This is a genomic window from Aggregatilinea sp., from assembly GCF_036822615.1.
Classification (GTDB): Bacteria; Chloroflexota; Anaerolineae; order Aggregatilineales; family Aggregatilineaceae; genus Aggregatilinea.
Map to the genome: position 1 here is coordinate 112,457 of NZ_DAISHJ010000003.1, position 17,435 is coordinate 129,891.

Consider the following 17,435-nt stretch of genomic DNA (forward strand, 5'->3'; position numbering starts at 1 on the left):
CTCCGATCAATCGAATGCCACGAGATCCCGAATCGCGTCCAACTTCGCCGGACCGATGCCGGGCACCGCATCCAGATCGTCCAGGCTGGTAAACGGACCGTTCTCATCGCGGTACGTCACGATTGCGTCGGCCAGCGACGGCCCGATGCCGGGCAGTGTCGCCAGTTCGCCGGCGCTCGCGCTGTTGACGTGGATCAGCGAGGGGCGGTTGGGCGTCGGCGTCTGGATCGCGTCCCCTTCTAGCGGGGGCACGTACACGTAGTCGCCATCGTTAAGCTGCTGGCCCAGATTGACGCGCGACAGATCGGCGTTTCCCGTCGCGCCGCCCGCCGCATCAATGGCATCCTGCACGCGACTGCCCTGCGGCACGGTCACGAGGCTTTCGGGATGCGCCACCTCACCCACCACGTACACGGTCAGCGATCCGGGCGTCGGCGTGATCAGGATCGCAGTCGCGGACGGCGCGGCGGGGATATCCGTGCCAGGCACGCGCGTCGGAACCTGGATTTGATCGCCGTCCTGGAGGCGCTGCGCCAGATTTACCTGGGAGAGATCCGCCGATTCCAGCGCACCGCCCGCCGCGTCGATCGCCTGATACACGCGGCTGCCGTAGTCAAGCGTCACGAGCGCTTCGGGATGCTGCACCGCGCCGGTCAGGTAGACCATGAAGGGGCCGGGAGTCGCGGTTGGGGAAGGGATCGCGGTCGGGCCGGGGGGAATAATCTCGATGGTGGCCGGAGCAGGCCGCCGCCAGATCAAGGCACCGACGCCTGCCAGAATCGCAAGCGCCAGCACCGCAAAGATCACATACTTCAACCGTTCCAGGAGCGGGGCATCAGGCGCGGGAGAGGACACCGGGCAATCTCCTGTGCGGGCAAAATCAGGCGCAGAGGTTAATACGTTCCGCCATCAGCGGGCGAAGGCGACGCCCCGCCGCGTGCTTCTTCCACGATTTTCACGCCTGCGCTGGCCCCGATGCGCGTTGCGCCCGCAGCCACCATTTTTTGCACGTCCTCGTAGGAACGGATGCCGCCGGATGCCTTAACGCCCATGTCCGGCCCTACTACGCGCCGCATCAGGGCAATGTCGGCTTCCGTTGCGCCGCCCCCACCAAACCCGGTCGACGTCTTCACGAAGTCCGCGCTCGCCTCCTGGGCGATGCGGCACGCAATTTCCTTCTCGTCGTCGGTCAGCAGGACGGTTTCGAGGATCACCTTGCAGAGCGCGTTGCCGCTGTGCGCCACTTCGACCACCGCTTCGATGTCGCGGCGCAGAAGATCGTAATCCTGCGACTTCAGCGCGCCCACGTTCAAAACCATATCGACTTCGGTGGCCCCATTGGCGAGCGCCTGACGCGCTTCAAACGCCTTGGATTCCGGCGTAGTCGCGCCGAGCGGAAAGCCAATCACCGTGCAAACCTCGACATCCGGCAGATCGTCCAGCAGCTCCGCGGACAGGCGTACATAGGACGGATTGACGCACACCGACGCAAAACGGTAACGGCGCGCCTCGCCGCACAGGGTTTCGATTTGAGCGCGGGTCGCTTCGGGTTTCAGCAGCGTGTGGTCGATCAAGCGCGCGACCTGCTCCGCATCCAGCTTGGGCAAAGATTCGGTTGTCACGACAGCCTCTTTACGGCAACGGCAGCAAACGCCGTGCGGCGAAAAAACAGCTAAACGTTCAACAAGACGGCAAAGGGCGGCATCAACTGGCTCCAGACCAGCTCACGCCCCTGGCGGCGTAAATCCTCCGTCCGCACGTCGTGCAGAGACCGGGCGCGGGCAAGCTGGTGGTCAGACAAGCGCACCGGTTCGGGCGGATCGCGGAACGGCTCGTCCAGCAGCCACATCCCGTTCCGGTGCATCCGTCCACGGTCCATGATGGACATGCGCAGCCGGTCCCAGGTTCCCGATGACGGTCCTTCGGCCAGATCGCAGCACAACGCCTCGCGGATCAGAGCATCGAATCCCAGATCCGGCGCGGGCGCGGACGATTGGAAGAGATGCAGCAAACGACTGATGTTAGATATACCCATGAGCAACCTCCGGGAGCCAGGCCACGTTCGGTCCCAGCTTGCTCCGCAGATTTTCGCGTGCGTAGTACAGGCGTGATTTCACCGTTCCCACCGGCAAATCGAGGATCTCGGAAATGGCCTGCAGGTTCAGGTTATTCAGGTAATAGAGCACGATCACGACGCGCTGGTCGATGTTGAGATCCGCGATCGCCTCGCGCACCTTCTGGCGCATCTCGACCTGTTCCGCAACCCGATCGGGCGCGTGGCCCATCGGGCTCACCAGATAGTCAACGACATGATCGATGGGCGTGCGGCGGCCTTTCCCGCGAGACAGCCACGTATAGCTCAGGTTCACCGTGACGCGGTAGAGCCAGGGGGCCAGCGGGCGGGTAGGATCGATGCGCGCGGCGTTAAGATAGACCTTGAGGAAACAATCTTGAAGGATATCTTCCGCGACTTGCGGTTCGTGGACAATCGCCAGGGCCGTACGGTAAACGCGCGTACGATAGCGCTCGAAAAGCTGGCCCAAGGCATCTAGATCCGCTTGCTGAAGGCGTTCAATCAGTTCTTTGTCGTCGGGCAGCCTATCAGTTGTATCAAGCATGAAGGATCTCCGTTTGTCCGTCTTTATCGCATTATCCACCCAATTGACCGGCACGCAACTCAGAGTGAGTCGAGGTAAGGCGGCGGGGATAAATATACATCCGGCGCGTTGGGGGGAGCGATTCGCCGCGCGCCGAACAACCACCTAAACAAATATACCGCGACTCGATGCGCGGTCTCGCCCATGAAAATAAGATAAAAAATAATCGAGAACAGTAGCATATCTGGACAATATGTCCTAAGATTATAAAACGATTTGCGAAATGCTCAAGGGGAAATGGGTATTTTGCACTTTGTGCGCTGATTGTCCGGCGCAGAGAGTGTTTTGGGGGTGTTGAATGCAGTCATGTCCAAACTGCGGGCATCAAAATCGCCCCGGCGTGGTGTTCTGCGAAAACTGTGGAACGAACTTGAGCGGCGCGTCGCTGAGCACCAAATCTCTTGAATCTGCCCGCGCCAATATTGATGCAAGCGTCTTGCTAAATGTGAAAATTCAGGGTCCCGAGAACTTCGCGCCCGAGGATACCTTGCGCCTGGAAATTGAAGGCAGTCCCGATCCTGTTCTGCTCAACCCGAAAGCGGAGACGATTTTTGGCCGCCGCGATCCGGCAACCGGCAGCATGCCCGATATCGACCTGACCCCCTTCGCGGGCTACCGGATGGGTGTCAGCCGCCGTCACGCGGCCATTCGCCACGGTGACGAAAGCACGCTCGACCTGTGGGATCTGGGCAGCAGCAACGGCACGTTTCTGAACGGCCAGCGCCTGAGCGCACACCGGCCCTACCGCATCCGCGACGGGGACGAGATCCGCCTGGGGCAAATGGTCGTGCGCGTTTTTTTCGATCCGGCAGGGGGACGCACTAACGCACCGCTGGTGGAGTCGCAAACGGCGATCCTGCCGCCCTCGGCACCGCCCGCGCCAACTGCCGCGCCTGCCCATCCGGCACCGCCGCCGCTGCACACGACGACGAACCTGCCAACGAGCAGCATCCGCAAAGACACGGGTACGCTGCCCCGCCCACCAGCCGCGCCGCGTCCCGTGGACAGCGTTCCGCTGTCGGGAGGCATTCACCTGCCCCGAACCGGAGGGCTGACCGCGTCCCGGCCTCCAGCACGGAAAGACAGCCAGGACACGGCCTCGAAGTCAACCAAAGACGAAGACAAACACAGCTAAGCGCGCCGCTCAGCCGCCCAGTGTTTCGATCACCTCTGCACGGGCACGCGACGCCGCATAGAGAACCCGACCGGGCTTGACATCCCGCCGAACCAGTACCGCCAGTGCGGCACGATCGGCGGGATAAATGATCATGATCCCCTCTTCCGATTCCAGCACAAGGCGGCTCAGGTGCCCCTGCTCCAACCGGCGCAACGTGCGTTCGGCCAAGCCCATCAGGGTCGCAGCCATCGCCGCAACCTGGGGCGTGCCCGTCGGGTTATCGATCGATTCGTCGTCGTCACCGGATGGATAGGACGCCACCAACAACCCATCATTGTTTACGATCACCGACGCGATGATGCCGGGCACCGCCGCATGCATTTTGCGCAGCGTGCGCTCCAGCATCTGACTCCGATATTCCTTTATCATGCAGTCGCTCCCCTGTGTCCGCCCACCGGCCCCTGTGGTGGATACCAGCCCGTTCGGTGCTACGTTCCTTTAAGCATCGGAATCTTGATCCCGTGACGTTGTGCCGCCGCAATCGCTTCGGGGTACCCCGCATCCGCGTGCCGCACCACACCCATACCCGGATCGGTCGTCAAAACACGCTCCAGGCGGCGCGCCGCTTCCGGCGTCCCGTCCGCCACGATCACCTGCCCCGCGTGCTGGCTGTAGCCAATGCCGACACCGCCGCCATGGTGGAAGCTCACCCACGTCGCCCCCCCGACGGCGTTGATCAGCGCGTTGAGGATCGGCCAGTCAGACACGGCATCCGTACCGTCGCGCATCCCTTCCGTTTCACGGTTCGGTGACGCAACCGATCCGGCATCCAGGTGATCGCGCCCGATCACGATCGGCGCGCTGACTTCACCGGAGGCAACCAGCTCGTTGAACGCCAGCCCGGCCCGCGCCCGCTCGCCATAGCCCAACCAGCAGATGCGTGCAGGCAAGCCCTGGAACTCGACGCGCTCCTGGGCCATTTTGATCCAGCGCGCGAGGTGCTCGTCTTCAGGGAACAGGTCGAGGATCGCCTGATCGGTGCGATGGATGTCCTGCGGATCGCCGGAGAGCGCGACCCAACGGAACGGCCCCTTACCCTCGCAAAACAATGGGCGGATATAGGCCGGGACAAAGCCGGGATAATCGAACGCGTTGAGCACGCCCTCGTCATAGGCGCGCTGGCGCAGGTTGTTGCCGTAATCGAACACGACCGAACCGCGCGCCTGAAAGTCGAGCATCGCCTGGCAGTGTACGGCCATCGCGCGGTAGGCGCGGCGCTTGAACTCCTCCGGATCAGAGTCGCGCAGGGCAAGCGCGTCGTCGAGCGGCAGATTATGCGGATAGTAGGACATGGCGTCGTGCGCAGACGTCTGGTCGGTCACGACGTCGGGGATGACGTTCATCTTCACCAGCCGGGGGAAGATGTCCGCCGCGTTACCGATCAACCCCACCGACAGCGGTTCGCCGCGTTCTTTGGCGGCCAGCACGCGGTCGAGCGCGTCTTCCAGATCGGTGGATACCTCGTCCACGTAACGCATCCGCAGGCGGCGCTCGGCCATGTGCGGATCGGCCTCCACGATGAGCGCGACGCCCTCATTCATGGTGACGGCGAGCGGCTGCGCGCCGCCCATCTCGCCCAATCCGGCGGTCAGCACGAGCTTTCCCTTGAGGCTGGGCCAGCCCTGCTGCTGCGCCAGCGATCCGAGCGTTTCGTACGTGCCCTGCAAGATGCCCTGCGTGCCGATGTAAATCCACGATCCGGCGGTCATCTGGCCGTACATGATCAACCCACGCCGCTCCAAATCGTCGAAGTGTTCCTGCGTGGCCCAGTGCGGCACGAGGTTCGAGTTGGCGATCAACACGCGGGGGGCGTCGAGGTGCGTTTTGAATACCGCAACGGGCTTACCCGACTGGACCAGGAGCGTTTCGTCGTTTTCGAGGTCGCGCAGCGCGGCAATGATCGCCTCGAACGCGTCCCAACTGCGGGCTGCTCGCCCCCGTCCACCGTAAATAATTAAGTTCTCAGGATCTTTCGCAACATCTGGATCAAGATTATTCATCAACATGCGCAGGGCGGCTTCCTGCTGCCAACCCTTGCAACTAATCGTTGTGCCGCGAGGGGCACGAATGACGCGCGCCATACTAACCTCCACATGTGAGGCGGTTCACAGTCCTCTTTATTCTAGCATCCCCATTCCAAAATAGCAGGCGGACACAAGTTATTGGTTGACTTCGAGCGCGCTCTAAGTGGTAAACTCGATTTGAGATCGCCATAATCAAAGTATGTGAACACACTCAATATCCCCTTAATTTCACATCACATTGCATCACCTGGAGGCACATCGCATGGACTATACATATCTCGGACGCACTGGCTTACGGGTCAGCCGGCTCTGTTTGGGTACGATGAACTTTGGCCCGGAAACCACCGAGCCGGACAGCTACGCCATCATGGACAAGGCCCTGGATTTGGGCATCAACTTCTTCGACACGGCCAACGTTTACGGTTGGAAGCGGGGCGAAGGGGTCACCGAACAGATCATCGGGCGCTGGCTGGCGCAGGGCGGCGGTCGCCGCGAGAAGATCGTCATCGCCACAAAAGTCTACGGTGAGATGGGTGACTGGCCGAACGAGTCGAAACTCTCCGCGTACCACATCAAGCGCGCCTGCGACGAGAGCCTGCGCCGCCTGCAAACGGATCACATCGACCTGTACCAGATGCACCACGTCGATCGCAATACGCCGTGGGACGAAATCTGGCAGGCGATGGAACAGCTCGTGCAGGCGGGCAAAGTGCTCTACGTGGGCAGCAGCAACTTTGCCGGGTGGCACATCACGCAGGCGAATTACGAAGCCAAGGCGCGGCACTTCCTGGGACTGGTCAGCGAGCAGAGCCTGTACAACCTTGCGGATCGCATGATCGAGCTGGAAGTCGCCCCGGCGTGCGAGTCGCTAGGGCTGGGGATCATCCCGTGGAGCCCGCTTAAGGGCGGCATCCTCGGCGGCGTGCTGAAGAAGATCGAAGAGGGCCGCCGTTCCTCTGAACGCTCGCAGAAGGAAATCGAACGGCTCCGCCCGCAGATCGAGGCCTACGAGGCGTTCTGTGACGAGATGGAAGAACAACCCGCCGATGTAGCGCTGGCATGGCTGCTGCACCAACCCGCCGTCACCGCACCGATCATCGGCCCGCGCACGATGGAGCAGCTTACGGGCAGTCTGCGCGCGCTGGACATCAAGTTCTCAGAGGATCAGCTCAAGCGGCTGGACGAAATCTGGCCCGGTCCCGGTGGGACCGCGCCCGAAGCGTACGCGTGGTAAGACGCAGTTTTCAGTAACCAGAACCAACACTCGCCCCTACAGAGGCTTCTGTAGGGGCGAGTTATTCCTGTCACAGATAGACTGTGAGCGATTTCCACCATCCAGTCAGGGGACGGGGAACAACTACCCGTAAATCGACTTTTTGTCGGGATGCGTGTCAGGATGGGGATCGGACTCCGGCGCGGGCGCAGAAGCGGCAGCCGCACGCGCAGCAGCCTGTTCGCGGCGATCGAGGCGCCACATCTCGAACGCCAGCAGGATCACGCCGACGACAATCGCACTGTCAGCGATGTTAAACACCGGCCAGTGTTCGACGTGGAAGAAGTCAATCACGTAACCCTGGCGGAGCCGATCCACCACGTTGCCCAGCGCGCCGCCCATCTGCATCCCCAGCGAAATGCGGACCAGGATCTGCGGGCCGATGAGGTGACTGTAGAAATAGATGATCGCAGTGGAAACCACCAGCGCGATCGCCAGAAACACGCCGCCGCCGCCGGGGAAAATTCCGAATGCCGCGCCCGTATTGTGCACGTGCGTGAACCGGAAATATGGCTCGATGGCCTTAATGGGCATCCACGAGTCATAGGGGGCGAGATGCGCGGCTACATACCGCTTGGTGAGCTGATCCAGGCCGATGACCAGCAGCACCACAAGCGCCAGCAGCAGCCAGTAGCCCACCGCACCGCGTTTGGCGGGTGCGGACTCGACGGGATCGTGGTGGAGATCAACCATACCTAAACCCTGGCGCGATAATCGCGCGCTTCGGCGCAGCGCAAGCATAACGGCGTATAGGGGATCGCTTCGAGCCGCGCAATGTCGATCTCGTTGCCACACTCCTCGCAGATCCCGTAGGTCCCCTCCGCGCAGCGATCAAGCGCCTCGCCAACTTGGCGCAAGCGCGTCCGCATCGCATTCAGCGTCGAGGCGTTCACCGTTTGATCGAACACGATGGTCGCATGATCAGCCTGGTGGTTAGTATACCCGGTGCCGGGATCGTCGAGTTCATCCGCCGCTTCCAGCTGCACGACGGTCTGCTCAAGCTCGGCCTGTAGGCCAATCAAGACGCCCTGAAGTTCTGCTTTGGTCGTCGTCATGGTAGCCTCGTCCCATCAATGTGATACGTACGAACCAGTCCATTTTAGCGAATCCGACCCACACGCGGCAACATTGCACCCCGGTCAGAATGAACAAGGGCCGCTCCCCGAATGAGGGAACGGCCCGCTTCTGTATCCAGTCAGGATGACGGGCTAGGCGCTGACGCGCTTCACGCCCAGAGTCACGGTTTCGCCATCGAACTCGAACTCAGCCTGATACATGCCGTCCGAGGGCGAAGCCTCATCGAGTGTATCGGCCAGCGTTTCGCGCCGGATCGCGTCCGCAAACGCCTTAATCGCAGCGCCCAGACGGTCGGTCGCCTGATAGGCCACGGTGATGTGATCGACCAGCTCGAAATCGGCATCCTTACGCATGGACTGCACGCGGCGGATCACCTCGCGCGCCATGCCCTCCTGCACCAGATCGTCGGTCAGCACAGTCGAGAGCGCGGTCAGGTAACCGTACTCCTCGGCCACGGCGTAGCCTTCCGCCGCCGACTGCACGACTTCGCACTGCTCTGGCGTCACGGTGAAGGTCTTGCCGTCCACGGTCACGTCGATGTTTTCCCCGGCCAGCAGCGCCTTCGCCCAGCGATCCACATCCTCCGGCGCGCCTTCGCGCAGGGCCTTCTGGACCCTCGGAAAGTCGCCCTTCAGGGCGCGACCGAGGACCATCGGCAGCGGATTCAGGCTGTACTGCACCATATCGCTGGCCGAATCCGCCACGCGCAGCGCCTTGACGTTCAGCTCGTCCGCGATCGTGCTGTTCAGCGCGCGCACTGCGCTGCGTTCCGCGTCCGTCCGCACGACGAACACGGCTTCCGCGAGCGGCTGGCGCACCTTGAGGTTGGCGCTGTTACGCGCGGCGTGCCCCAGGCTGACCAGACGCTGCGCCAAACGCATGTCGTCCATAACCTTCTGATCGATGTAGTCCGTACCCGTCTCCGGCCAGAAGGCAAGGTGCACGCTCTCCGGCGCGTCGGGATCCACCCCGGCGACCAGATTGCGGTACAGCGATTCGGACAGGAACGGCATGGTCGGCGCGAGCAGCTTGGCGACCGTCGCCAGACATTCGTAGAGCGTCTGGTAGGCGGCCAGCTTGTCCGTGTCGCTCTCCGACTTCCAGAAGCGGCGGCGCGACCGGCGCAGATACCAGTTGCTCAGCCGGTTCACGAAGTCCTCGATCGGACGGGTCGCGCCCGGCGCGTCGTAGTCCTCGAAAGCCTGCGTCACGTCGCGCACAAGGCTGTGCAGCTCGCTCAGGATCCAGCGATCCAGCAGATCGCGGTCCGCAACCGGCACCTGGGCCGCCTTCGGATCGAAGCCGTCGATGTTGGCGTAAGTCACGAAGAAGCTGTAGACGTTCCACAGCGTCAGCGTGAAGTTGCGCACCACCTCGCCCACCAGCTCGACCGAGAAGCGGCGCGGGTCGCCGGGCGGGCCTGCGGTATACATGTACCAGCGGAAGGCGTCGGCTCCGTATTTGTCCAGCACGCTCCACGGCTCGACGATGTTGCCAAGGCTCTTGGACATCTTCTTGCCGTCTTCGTCCAGGATGTGCCCCAGGCAGATCACGTTTTTGAAGCTCACCTGCTCGTTGAGCATGGTGCTGATCGCGTGCAGGCTGTAGAACCAGCCGCGCGTCTGATCGACCGCTTCGCAGATGTAGTCCGCCGGATACTGCTCCGCGAACATCTCCTGGTTCTTGAACGGATAACCCCACTGCGCGTACGGCATCGAGCCGCTGTCGAACCAGACGTCGATCAGCTCCGGCACGCGGTGCATGGTTCCGCCGCACTTCGTGCAGGGGAAGGTCACTTCGTCCACATAGGGCCGGTGCAGATCCAGCTCGGACAGATCGCGCCCGGCCAGCTCTTGCAGCTCGGCGACGCTGCCGATGCAGTGCATGTGGTCGCAGTCGGGATTCTCGCAGCGCCACACGGGCAGCGGCGTGCCCCAATAGCGCTCGCGCCCCAGCGCCCAGTCGCGCACGTCGTCGAGCCAGTTGCCGAAACGCCCGTCCTTGATGTGCGACGGCACCCAGTTGATCGTCTGGTTGAGATCGACCAACTGCTGGCGGTAGCGCGTCGTGGCGATGTACCACGTCTTGCGGGCGTAGTACAGCAGCGGCGTGTGGCAGCGCCAGCAGAACGGATAGTTATGCGTGTACAGCTCGGTCTTATAGAGCAGGCCGCGATCCTTCAGCTCGGCCAGGATCAACGGATCGGCGTCCTTGACCCAGGTCTCCGCCCACGGCTCGACCTCGTTCACGAACGTACCGTTCGGCTGGACGGTCATCAACACGGGCAGGTTGTTGGCCTTGCCCACATCCATGTCGTCCGCACCGAATGCAGGCGCGATGTGCACGATGCCGGAACCGTCCTCGGTGCTCACGAAGTCGCCGTGGATCACGTAAGCGTAGTCCTGCTCGACGGGCAGGAACTTGTAGAGCGGCTCGTAGTGCATGCCAAGCAGATCGGCGCCCTTCATCTCCTGCACGACGGTGTACTGCTCCGGGTGCGTCAGCGCCGACATGCGCGCTTTCGCCAGGATCAGGCGTTCCGTGCCGTCGCCCTTCGCCGCCGGACCCTCGACCATCACGTAGTCCACGTTACGGCCTACGGCCAGCGCGACGTTGCCGGGCAGCGTCCAGGGCGTCGTGGTCCAGGCCAGGAAGAACACGCCCGGCTGGTCCTTGACGGCGAAGCGCACGAACGCGCTGGGATCAGACACTTCCTCGTAGCCCTGCGCGACCTCATGGCTGCTCAGCGGCGTACCGCAGCGCGCGCAGTAGGGCACGACTTTGTGCCCCTCGTACAGCAGGTCCTTGTCCCAGAACTGGCGCAGGATCCACCACACGCTCTGGATGTATTCGTTCTTGAAGGTCACGTACGCGTCATCCAGATCGACCCAATAGGCGATGCGCTCGGTGAGCTTCTCCCACTGGTCAATGTAACGGAACACGCTGTCGCGGCACTTCTCGTTGTACTTGGCGATGCCGTACTCTTCGATCTCGTGCTTATGCGTGAAGCCGAGTTCCTTTTCGACTTCGATCTCCACGGGCAGGCCGTGCGTATCCCAACCGCCCTTACGCAGCACGTAAGCGCCGTTCATGGTGTGATAGCGCGGGAACATGTCCTTGAACGCACGCGCCAGCACGTGATGCGTGCCAGGACGCCCGTTGGCCGTGGGCGGCCCCTCGTAGAACACGTAGCGCTCCCCACCCTTGCGCTCGTCCATCGAGCGGCGGAAGACTTCTTTGTCACGCCAGAAGTCAAGCTGCTCGCGTTCCAGCGCTTCGATGTCGATCTTCGATGTTACAGGTTTGAACATGCATCCTCCTGAAATGGTCCAGGTTAGCCGTCAATCGTCGGTGAAGGTCTCGCTAGCTGCCCGAACCCCCAATCGTGCGCAGCGCGGGCCGAGTCGTCCCTGTCGCCACGGGTGCACCTCCTCCGGTGGGCCGTAGTAACGGCCTAGTTTAAGCTGTACTTGTAAAACCTGAAGCGGGTCGGTCCCTGATCGTCGGGGTACCCGTCCGCGATGTAAACTTCCCACGATACCGTTTGCTCACCGCTCTTTTTCGTGCCCAGGCAGTGCGCAACGGTACGCACGCCAGAACTGGTATCAAAGCTGCTTTCGCCCAGGGTCGCCATATACTGGCACTCGCTGCCCTGCTCTTCGAAAAACGCAGCTACATCTGGCCCGGACATCGACGTGCGGTAAATCCAATATTCCGCGTCGTGCTCCGGCTTGGCGTGCTCGACTTCCTCCACGCCTTCCGGCAGCGGGGCCTTCAGCGGAAACACCAGATCGTAGAGCGTCGGCACGACACTCACCAACACCAGCGCCGCCAGCGCCAGCGCCGCGACGCCGATCACCAGCGCCAGCCACAACGGAAACTGCCGCGATGATGATTCTTCCGCCTCTGCCACCACAGAATCCTGTTCGCCGCTCAGATCGCTCATGTGTCAATCGTCCCAGTAACGCTGCACGTCAACGACCACTTCGCCCGAAGATGCCTGCGCCGGATCGTACTGCGGCTGGATAAGGATCACGGAATACTGCGTGAAGCCCAACAGCGAGCGGTCGGCCAGACAGCGCGTGTAGAGATAACCCTCGCGGACCAGATCCCCCGATTCGCCCGTCGAGACGGACGCATACTGCGGCTGGCAGGTCAGATCCTGCCGGGTGTAAAAATGCTCGACTTCGGACACCGGCGCGACCACCGCATACTGCTGGTGATCCTGGCCGCCCGCGACCTCCTCGTCGATCGTCTTGACCGCGCCGGGAAACACGTCCAGATCGAGCGGCTGGCTCCTGCTCCAGCGCGCATAAAAGTATCCGGCCACGGCAGCCACCGCCAGCACGACCACCAGCGCGGCCACGCCCAGAGCAATACGCACTGCATTGAATCGCGGTCCAGAGTCGTCCATGACCCGTTCGCTCATTCCTCAAACCGCTCCAGCACTTCCAGCCCGGCGCTGCCCTGCACGAGCCGTTCGGCCAACCGGACGTCCGGCTCCATCAGCGCACGCAGCAGAGCCGCCTGCTCACTCTCAAATACAAGGTTCCAATCGTTCAACGCCTCGCGCGCGGCCCGCAGCGCTTCGACCTGCCGCCCGGCTTCCTCGCGCTGGCCCAGGCGCACGTAGCTGCGCGCTAGCCACAGGCGGACCAACACATGATAACGGCGGTGCGGTAGCCCGGCTTTCAGCGCCGCCTGCAAGTGCTCCACGGCCTGCGCCGGATCATCCAGACGATCCTCGATCATGCCGAGGTTGTACGCAGGCAGCCAGCTCTGCGGATCGTGCTCGACGGCCTGCTGCGCCGGCGCGCGTGCCGCCTCAAAATCGCCGGACTGGGCGCGCACTTCGGACAGGCCAATGTAGCCCGACGCCGAGTCGGGATCGAGGCGGATCACCTGCTCGTAATCCTGCTGCGCCTTCTCCGGATGGTTCGCCAGCCGGTGCAGATCGGCGCGGAACTGGTAGTGCTCAGGATCGTCCGGCTCGGTTTGCACCAGCTCGTCCATCACGGCGATCGCCTCGTCCAGCTCACCGTGGCGCATGTGACGGATCGCCTGCTGGTACTCCATACGGACGTGCGTGCGCAGGATGATCGGCGCGATGATCAGCCAGCCGAAACCGCCGCCCGCAAAAAAGACGGCATAGTCGGGGATAAAAATCCCCAACGCCAGCAGCACCAGCCCCGGCCCCACAGACGTCCAGAAGCGCCGCCGGACGCGAACGTTGATCTGCGTGCTGACCACCACCATCAGCCCAGCGACAAACAGCCAGACCAACCCGATCTGCACCTGGGCCAGCCAGTCCGCGCCCGAATAGGCGACCTGAAAACCGAGCATGAGCGCGCCCGTACCAATCAGCAGCGCCGCTATCAGACGGGTGCGGTGGGGTCCAAGCCAGCGTACAACTTCTCGCAGCACGGTTCACTATCCTCGCTTACAGCCCAGCGATCAGCGGCTGTCGCCGTCTTCCGGCTCCATGCGCATGCGCACCATCGTCGCAAGGCCACCCATCGCTTCCCAGAAGCGGATGCCCGCCGAATTCGCCGCCGCGACCTGCCATTCGATGTGGGCCGCGCCGTTGGCATGGAACCACTCGGTGAGCGCCGTCACCAGATCGCGTGCCAGCCCGCGCCGCCGGAAACGCCGGTCCACATAGACGTCCGCGATGTACCCGGATTCGACCGGCACGAACAGGTCAGGATGAAGCGTGATGATCGCGCCCAACGCGAACCCGACGGCTTCGCCGTCTACTTCGGCTACAAGGGTGCACGTCTTCGGATCGTCGCGGCTTTCCACCAGACGCGCGGCGTACCGCCCGGCTGCACCTTGGGCGGGAATCGGCATGCGCGGGTCCAATCGCACGTGATAATCGGAGAGCGCCTGCCACAACCGCGCTATGGCCGCTTCGTCCTGAACCTGAACGGGCCGGATAACGTGTTCACTGATCTGCGAAGTCCGCATCGTCTCCCCTGGACCACAAAACAAAAAACCCCCATCCACCAATAAGGGACGGGAGTTTAGCTCTCGCGGTACCACCCTTGTTTCCCGGCAGCCGCCGGGACGCTCAACAGCCACAACCATGGCCTGGTCGGATAACGGGGACCACCCGGTGACGCTTACTGGCGACCGCAGCCGCGTTCGGCGCACAGCTCGAGAAGGATTTTCCGCCCGCCTGCTGTGCCCGGCTCGCACCGTTCCCAGGCTCGCTGATCGTTAGGCTGAGGCGTACTCGTTTCTGTCTTCGCCTGTCACAGCGAAGGATACCATACAGCCCTTCTCCGGTCAAGATCGACCCCTGCCAGAGCGAGTTCGTACGGGAGGAATGACTATACGAACACCTTCAACCCGGTTGGCCCCGCCTCGACCTGAATCGGCAGGGGCAGCACGACGCGAAACACACTGCCGCTGCCGGGGAAACTCTCGACCTCGATCTGGCCGCTGTGTGCTTCGATGATGCGCTTGGCGATCGCCAGTCCCATCCCGGCATGGCGGCCCGTGCGTGCCGGGTCGGCGCGGTAGAAGCGCTCGAAAATGAGCGGCAGGCTGGCCGGATCGATTCCAACCCCCGTATCCCGTACTTCGGCCACGGCATACTCATCGCGCCGGAACGTCCGAACCTTAATCGTGCCGCCTTCAGGCGTATAAATCACCGCATTTTGCAGGATATTGACCAGCGCCTGCCTGAGCACCTCGGCATCCATGCCTACCGGGGGCAGCTCGTCCGCCAGATCGATCTTGAGTGTCTGATGTTTTGCGTCTGCGTCGGCCTGCACGCGATCCACCGCGCCATTCACAACCGCGTTCAAATCGCGCAGATCGGGGTTAAAGGTCCACACCGTATCCAGGTGTGACATCGTCAACAGCGCATTAACCAACCCGCTCAGATAGGTCACCTGCTCCTGAAGCACGTGGACCTGCCCGCCAATGTTTTCACCACGCGCGCTGAGGTGCTCGGCCAGATCCAGCCCGGCGCTGATCACAGCCAACGGCGTACGGAACTCGTGCGACGCGTCGCGGATAAAACCGCTCAGCATGGCAACTTTTTCGCGCTCAAGAGCGAGCTGAAGCTCTTGCTTCTGCGCGCGCTTGCGCTCGGTGATGTCGCGCCCAACGGCCTGATACTCGACGGTATCGCCCGAATCGGAACGGATCACCCGGATCGTCCACTCGTACCAGCGCACTTCGCCGTCTTGCGTCAACGAATGCGTAAACGTGGCGTTTTGATCGCCTTTTTCCAGAGCAGCCAGCTTCTCCAGAATCTCGTCCCGGTACTGTCCCCATGCCTCAGGCCGGAACAACGTGCTGGGCAAATCCTCAGCCCTCATGTGCAAAAATTGAAGGCAGCTTTCGTTCGCATACAGCGTCGTGCCATCGGGGCGAAACCGATAAATATACTCAAGCTGGTCCTCGGCAATAGCGCGGTACCGCCGCTCGCTTTCGCGCAGAGACTGCTCTACGATCGCGCGTTGTTCGGCCTCGTGCTGAAAGTCACTCATGCGCCGCCACGCATAGATCCCCATCACCACGGATGCTGCGAGCGACAAGACAAAGATCTCATCAAGCTCCCAGCCTTCATGTTGTGCTGTCCAGTCCTGTGCGCGTTCCGAGAGGTCGAAGCGAATCGTCAGCACAAAGATAACGGCGAGAATCACCAAAGCGATCAGCAGATCCCGCCGCGCCCGAGGAGACCTAAGAGGGCGAGAGGAGTTTCGTTCGCTCATGAGTTGATAGTGGCCCACCACCCCAACAATACACGCAGTATTCCCGCTGCGCGATATACGAACGTAGCTATCACATCCACCGTCCACGTCCCGGCTTCCGGCCCGAAGCCCGCACGCGGCTGACTTGTTTCGCCGCCCAACTTGAGGCAATCGCAGGTAGACGGCACTCGTGCGTTATCGTTCGATTGGCTAATCGTTGCGATATTAACTTGTCATTATAGCTTAAACCAGAAATCTGACATAAATCTCTTACAGCCAGGACACCTATTAAAAAAACCGGGTGGCCCACACTTTCGGACCACCCGGGAAAACTCATTCAGATCAGATCCGCGATTTGCTCGGGGTGCTGGGCGACCTTCACACCCGCTGAGTGCAGTGCGGCAACCTTGTCCGCCGCCGTACCCGCGCCTCCCTCAACGATCGCGCCCGCGTGGCCCATCCGACGACCGGGCGGTGCAGTCTGCCCAGCGATGAACGCCACGACTGGCTTGGTCATGTGGCTGGCGATGAATGCAGCGGCTTTTTCCTCATCCGTGCCGCCGATCTCACCAATCAGCACGACCTTTTCGGTCTGCGGATCGTCCTCGAACATCGCCAGCACGTCGATGAAGTTGGTGCCGTTCACCGGGTCGCCGCCGATACCCACACACGTCGATTGGCCGATGCCGCGCTGCGTGAGCGCATAAACCACTTCGTACGTCAGCGTGCCGCTGCGCGATACCACGCCCACATTCCCCGGCGTGGCGATGTGGCCCGGCATGATGCCGACCTTCGCCTGCCCTGGCGTCAGCAGACCGGGACAGTTCGGCCCAATCAAACGGCTGCTGCTCTGGTCAAGCTGGGAGCGCACGCGCATCATATCGCGCACGGGCAGCCCCTCGGTGATGCACACGATCAGGTCGATCCCGGCATCGATCGATTCGTAGATCGCGTCCGCTGCGAACGCCGCCGGAACGTAGATAATGCTGGCGTTGGCTCCGGTCGATTCGCGCGCGGCCTTCACCGTATCAAATACCGGCTTGCCAAGCACCCACTCGCCACCCTTGCCCGGCGTCACGCCGCCCACGACGTTGGTGCCATACTCGATCATCTGCTCCGTGTGGAACAGCCCTTCGCGCCCGGTGATACCCTGGACCAATAATTTCGTGTTACTATCGACAAGAATTGCCATCGTCGTCTCTATCCCTTACGCGCCGCGTGCCGCTGCTACGGCCTGTTGAGCCGCTTCGGTTAAAGTCGTCGCCGTGGTCATGTTGGGAAGCGCCGCTTCTTCGAGCAGGCGGCGGCCTTCGGCCTCGTTCGTGCCCACCAGCCGCACCACCATCGGCAAGCTCACGTCGATTTCGTTCAGCGCCGCGAGGATGCCGCGCGCCACTTCGTCACAGCGGGTGATGCCGCCGAAAATGTTGAACAGGATCGCCTTCACGTTCGGATCGGCGAGGATGATGCGCAGGGCCGCCGTCACTTCCTCGGCCTTCGCGCCGCCGCCAATATCGAGGA

17 protein-coding genes, 2 pseudogenes and 1 other annotated feature are annotated in these 17,435 nt (G+C 62.3%); of the genes and pseudogenes, 3 read left to right on the forward strand and 16 right to left on the reverse strand.

Annotation, left to right across the window (positions count from 1 at the left end; translation table 11 throughout):
* Positions 1-6: 6 nt before the first annotated feature.
* From V7116_RS02370 to V7116_RS02385, 4 genes are all read right to left on the reverse strand, one after another.
* Positions 7-855, reverse strand: coding sequence for a ComEA family DNA-binding protein (locus V7116_RS02370; RefSeq protein ID WP_324390029.1), 849 nt, complete (start codon positions 853-855; stop codon positions 7-9).
* A 38-nt stretch (positions 856-893) separates the two neighbouring features.
* Positions 894-1,598: a deoxyribose-phosphate aldolase gene (gene deoC, locus V7116_RS02375; RefSeq protein WP_349258395.1), complete on the reverse strand. Its 705-nt coding sequence runs from the start codon at positions 1,596-1,598 to the stop codon at positions 894-896.
* Positions 1,599-1,672: 74 nt separating this feature from the next.
* Entirely contained in the window at positions 1,673-2,035 is a 363-nt protein-coding gene (locus V7116_RS02380; protein WP_324390033.1) for a hypothetical protein, read from the reverse strand.
* Positions 2,022-2,618 (reverse strand): RNA polymerase sigma factor, encoded by a 597-nt coding sequence (locus V7116_RS02385; protein WP_324390035.1) that lies wholly within the window; start codon positions 2,616-2,618, stop codon positions 2,022-2,024. The genes V7116_RS02380 and V7116_RS02385 overlap by 14 nt, the downstream gene beginning before the upstream one ends.
* A 337-nt stretch (positions 2,619-2,955) precedes the next feature.
* On the opposite strand from V7116_RS02385, the pseudogene V7116_RS25705 reads away from it, so the two are divergent.
* Together V7116_RS25705 and V7116_RS02390 are read left to right on the forward strand one after the other, a co-directional pair.
* Positions 2,956-3,024: pseudogene (locus tag V7116_RS25705) on the forward strand (zinc-ribbon domain-containing protein); the annotation flags it as partial.
* Between the two features lie 78 nt (positions 3,025-3,102).
* Positions 3,103-3,792, forward strand: coding sequence for an FHA domain-containing protein (locus tag V7116_RS02390; RefSeq protein WP_324390094.1), 690 nt, complete (start codon positions 3,103-3,105; stop codon positions 3,790-3,792).
* 9 nt (positions 3,793-3,801) lie between these two features.
* Here the strand turns inward: V7116_RS02390 and V7116_RS02395 are convergent, their stop codons facing one another.
* Entirely contained in the window at positions 3,802-4,203 is a 402-nt protein-coding gene (locus V7116_RS02395) for a roadblock/LC7 domain-containing protein (RefSeq protein WP_324390037.1), read from the reverse strand.
* Between the two features lie 59 nt (positions 4,204-4,262).
* The gene (hutU, locus tag V7116_RS02400) at positions 4,263-5,915 is read right to left on the reverse strand and encodes a urocanate hydratase (protein ID WP_324390040.1); all 1,653 of its coding nucleotides are present in this window, start codon (positions 5,913-5,915) and stop codon (positions 4,263-4,265) included.
* A gap of 205 nt (positions 5,916-6,120) precedes the next feature.
* On the opposite strand from hutU, the gene V7116_RS02405 reads away from it, so the two are divergent.
* Positions 6,121-7,092, forward strand: a complete 972-nt coding sequence (locus V7116_RS02405) for an aldo/keto reductase (protein WP_324390041.1) — start codon at positions 6,121-6,123, stop codon at positions 7,090-7,092.
* Positions 7,093-7,215: 123 nt separating this feature from the next.
* Here V7116_RS02405 and lspA read toward each other — a convergent pair whose 3' ends face one another.
* From lspA to sucC, 10 genes and pseudogenes are all read right to left on the reverse strand, one after another.
* Positions 7,216-7,824, reverse strand: coding sequence for a signal peptidase II (lspA, locus tag V7116_RS02410; RefSeq protein ID WP_324390042.1), 609 nt, complete (start codon positions 7,822-7,824; stop codon positions 7,216-7,218).
* Positions 7,825-7,826: 2 nt separating this feature from the next.
* Positions 7,827-8,186, reverse strand: coding sequence for a TraR/DksA family transcriptional regulator (locus tag V7116_RS02415; RefSeq protein ID WP_324390044.1), 360 nt, complete (start codon positions 8,184-8,186; stop codon positions 7,827-7,829).
* Positions 8,187-8,339: 153 nt separating this feature from the next.
* Positions 8,340-11,519 carry an isoleucine--tRNA ligase gene (gene ileS, locus V7116_RS02420; protein WP_324390045.1) on the reverse strand — a complete coding sequence of 1,060 codons (3,180 nt, stop codon included), beginning with the start codon at positions 11,517-11,519 and terminating at the stop codon, positions 8,340-8,342.
* A gap of 143 nt (positions 11,520-11,662) precedes the next feature.
* Positions 11,663-12,154: a hypothetical protein gene (locus tag V7116_RS02425; protein ID WP_324390047.1), complete on the reverse strand. Its 492-nt coding sequence runs from the start codon at positions 12,152-12,154 to the stop codon at positions 11,663-11,665.
* Between the two features lie 3 nt (positions 12,155-12,157).
* Positions 12,158-12,622 (reverse strand): hypothetical protein, encoded by a 465-nt coding sequence (locus V7116_RS02430; RefSeq protein WP_324390048.1) that lies wholly within the window; start codon positions 12,620-12,622, stop codon positions 12,158-12,160.
* Between the two features lie 11 nt (positions 12,623-12,633).
* On the reverse strand, positions 12,634-13,632 hold the full coding sequence (locus tag V7116_RS02435; protein WP_324390050.1) for a tetratricopeptide repeat protein: 999 nt from the start codon (positions 13,630-13,632) through the stop codon (positions 12,634-12,636).
* A gap of 30 nt (positions 13,633-13,662) precedes the next feature.
* Positions 13,663-14,175, reverse strand: a complete 513-nt coding sequence (locus V7116_RS02440; protein ID WP_324390052.1) for a GNAT family N-acetyltransferase — start codon at positions 14,173-14,175, stop codon at positions 13,663-13,665.
* 41 nt (positions 14,176-14,216) lie between these two features.
* Positions 14,217-14,465 (reverse strand) — a binding site (T-box leader).
* Between the two features lie 75 nt (positions 14,466-14,540).
* Complete coding sequence (locus V7116_RS02445) at positions 14,541-15,866, reverse strand: sensor histidine kinase (protein ID WP_324390054.1); 1,326 nt, start codon at positions 15,864-15,866, stop codon at positions 14,541-14,543.
* 385 nt (positions 15,867-16,251) lie between these two features.
* Positions 16,252-17,106 (reverse strand): succinate--CoA ligase subunit alpha, encoded by an 855-nt coding sequence (sucD, locus tag V7116_RS02450; protein ID WP_324390055.1) that lies wholly within the window; start codon positions 17,104-17,106, stop codon positions 16,252-16,254.
* Between the two features lie 15 nt (positions 17,107-17,121).
* Positions 17,122-17,435 (reverse strand): annotated as a pseudogene (sucC, locus tag V7116_RS02455) (succinate--CoA ligase subunit beta); the annotation flags it as partial.

What these genes read in the sequence shown, in the direction of transcription:
- V7116_RS02425 (WP_324390047.1), bottom strand. Translation starts at nt 12,154, where the DNA reads ATGAGCGATCTGAGCGGCGAACAGGATTCTGTGGTGGCAGAGGCGGAA.
- V7116_RS02440 (WP_324390052.1), bottom strand. Translation starts at nt 14,175, where the DNA reads ATGCGGACTTCGCAGATCAGTGAACACGTTATCCGGCCCGTTCAGGTT.
- V7116_RS02380 (WP_324390033.1), bottom strand. Translation starts at nt 2,035, where the DNA reads ATGGGTATATCTAACATCAGTCGTTTGCTGCATCTCTTCCAATCGTCC.
- V7116_RS02415 (WP_324390044.1), bottom strand. Translation starts at nt 8,186, where the DNA reads ATGACGACGACCAAAGCAGAACTTCAGGGCGTCTTGATTGGCCTACAG.
- hutU (WP_324390040.1), bottom strand. Translation starts at nt 5,915, where the DNA reads ATGGCGCGCGTCATTCGTGCCCCTCGCGGCACAACGATTAGTTGCAAG.
- lspA (WP_324390042.1), bottom strand. Translation starts at nt 7,824, where the DNA reads ATGGTTGATCTCCACCACGATCCCGTCGAGTCCGCACCCGCCAAACGC.
- sucD (WP_324390055.1), bottom strand. Translation starts at nt 17,106, where the DNA reads ATGGCAATTCTTGTCGATAGTAACACGAAATTATTGGTCCAGGGTATC.
- ileS (WP_324390045.1), bottom strand. Translation starts at nt 11,519, where the DNA reads ATGTTCAAACCTGTAACATCGAAGATCGACATCGAAGCGCTGGAACGC.
- V7116_RS02395 (WP_324390037.1), bottom strand. Translation starts at nt 4,203, where the DNA reads ATGATAAAGGAATATCGGAGTCAGATGCTGGAGCGCACGCTGCGCAAA.
- V7116_RS02430 (WP_324390048.1), bottom strand. Translation starts at nt 12,622, where the DNA reads ATGGACGACTCTGGACCGCGATTCAATGCAGTGCGTATTGCTCTGGGC.
- V7116_RS02405 (WP_324390041.1), top strand. Translation starts at nt 6,121, where the DNA reads ATGGACTATACATATCTCGGACGCACTGGCTTACGGGTCAGCCGGCTC.
- V7116_RS02385 (WP_324390035.1), bottom strand. Translation starts at nt 2,618, where the DNA reads ATGCTTGATACAACTGATAGGCTGCCCGACGACAAAGAACTGATTGAA.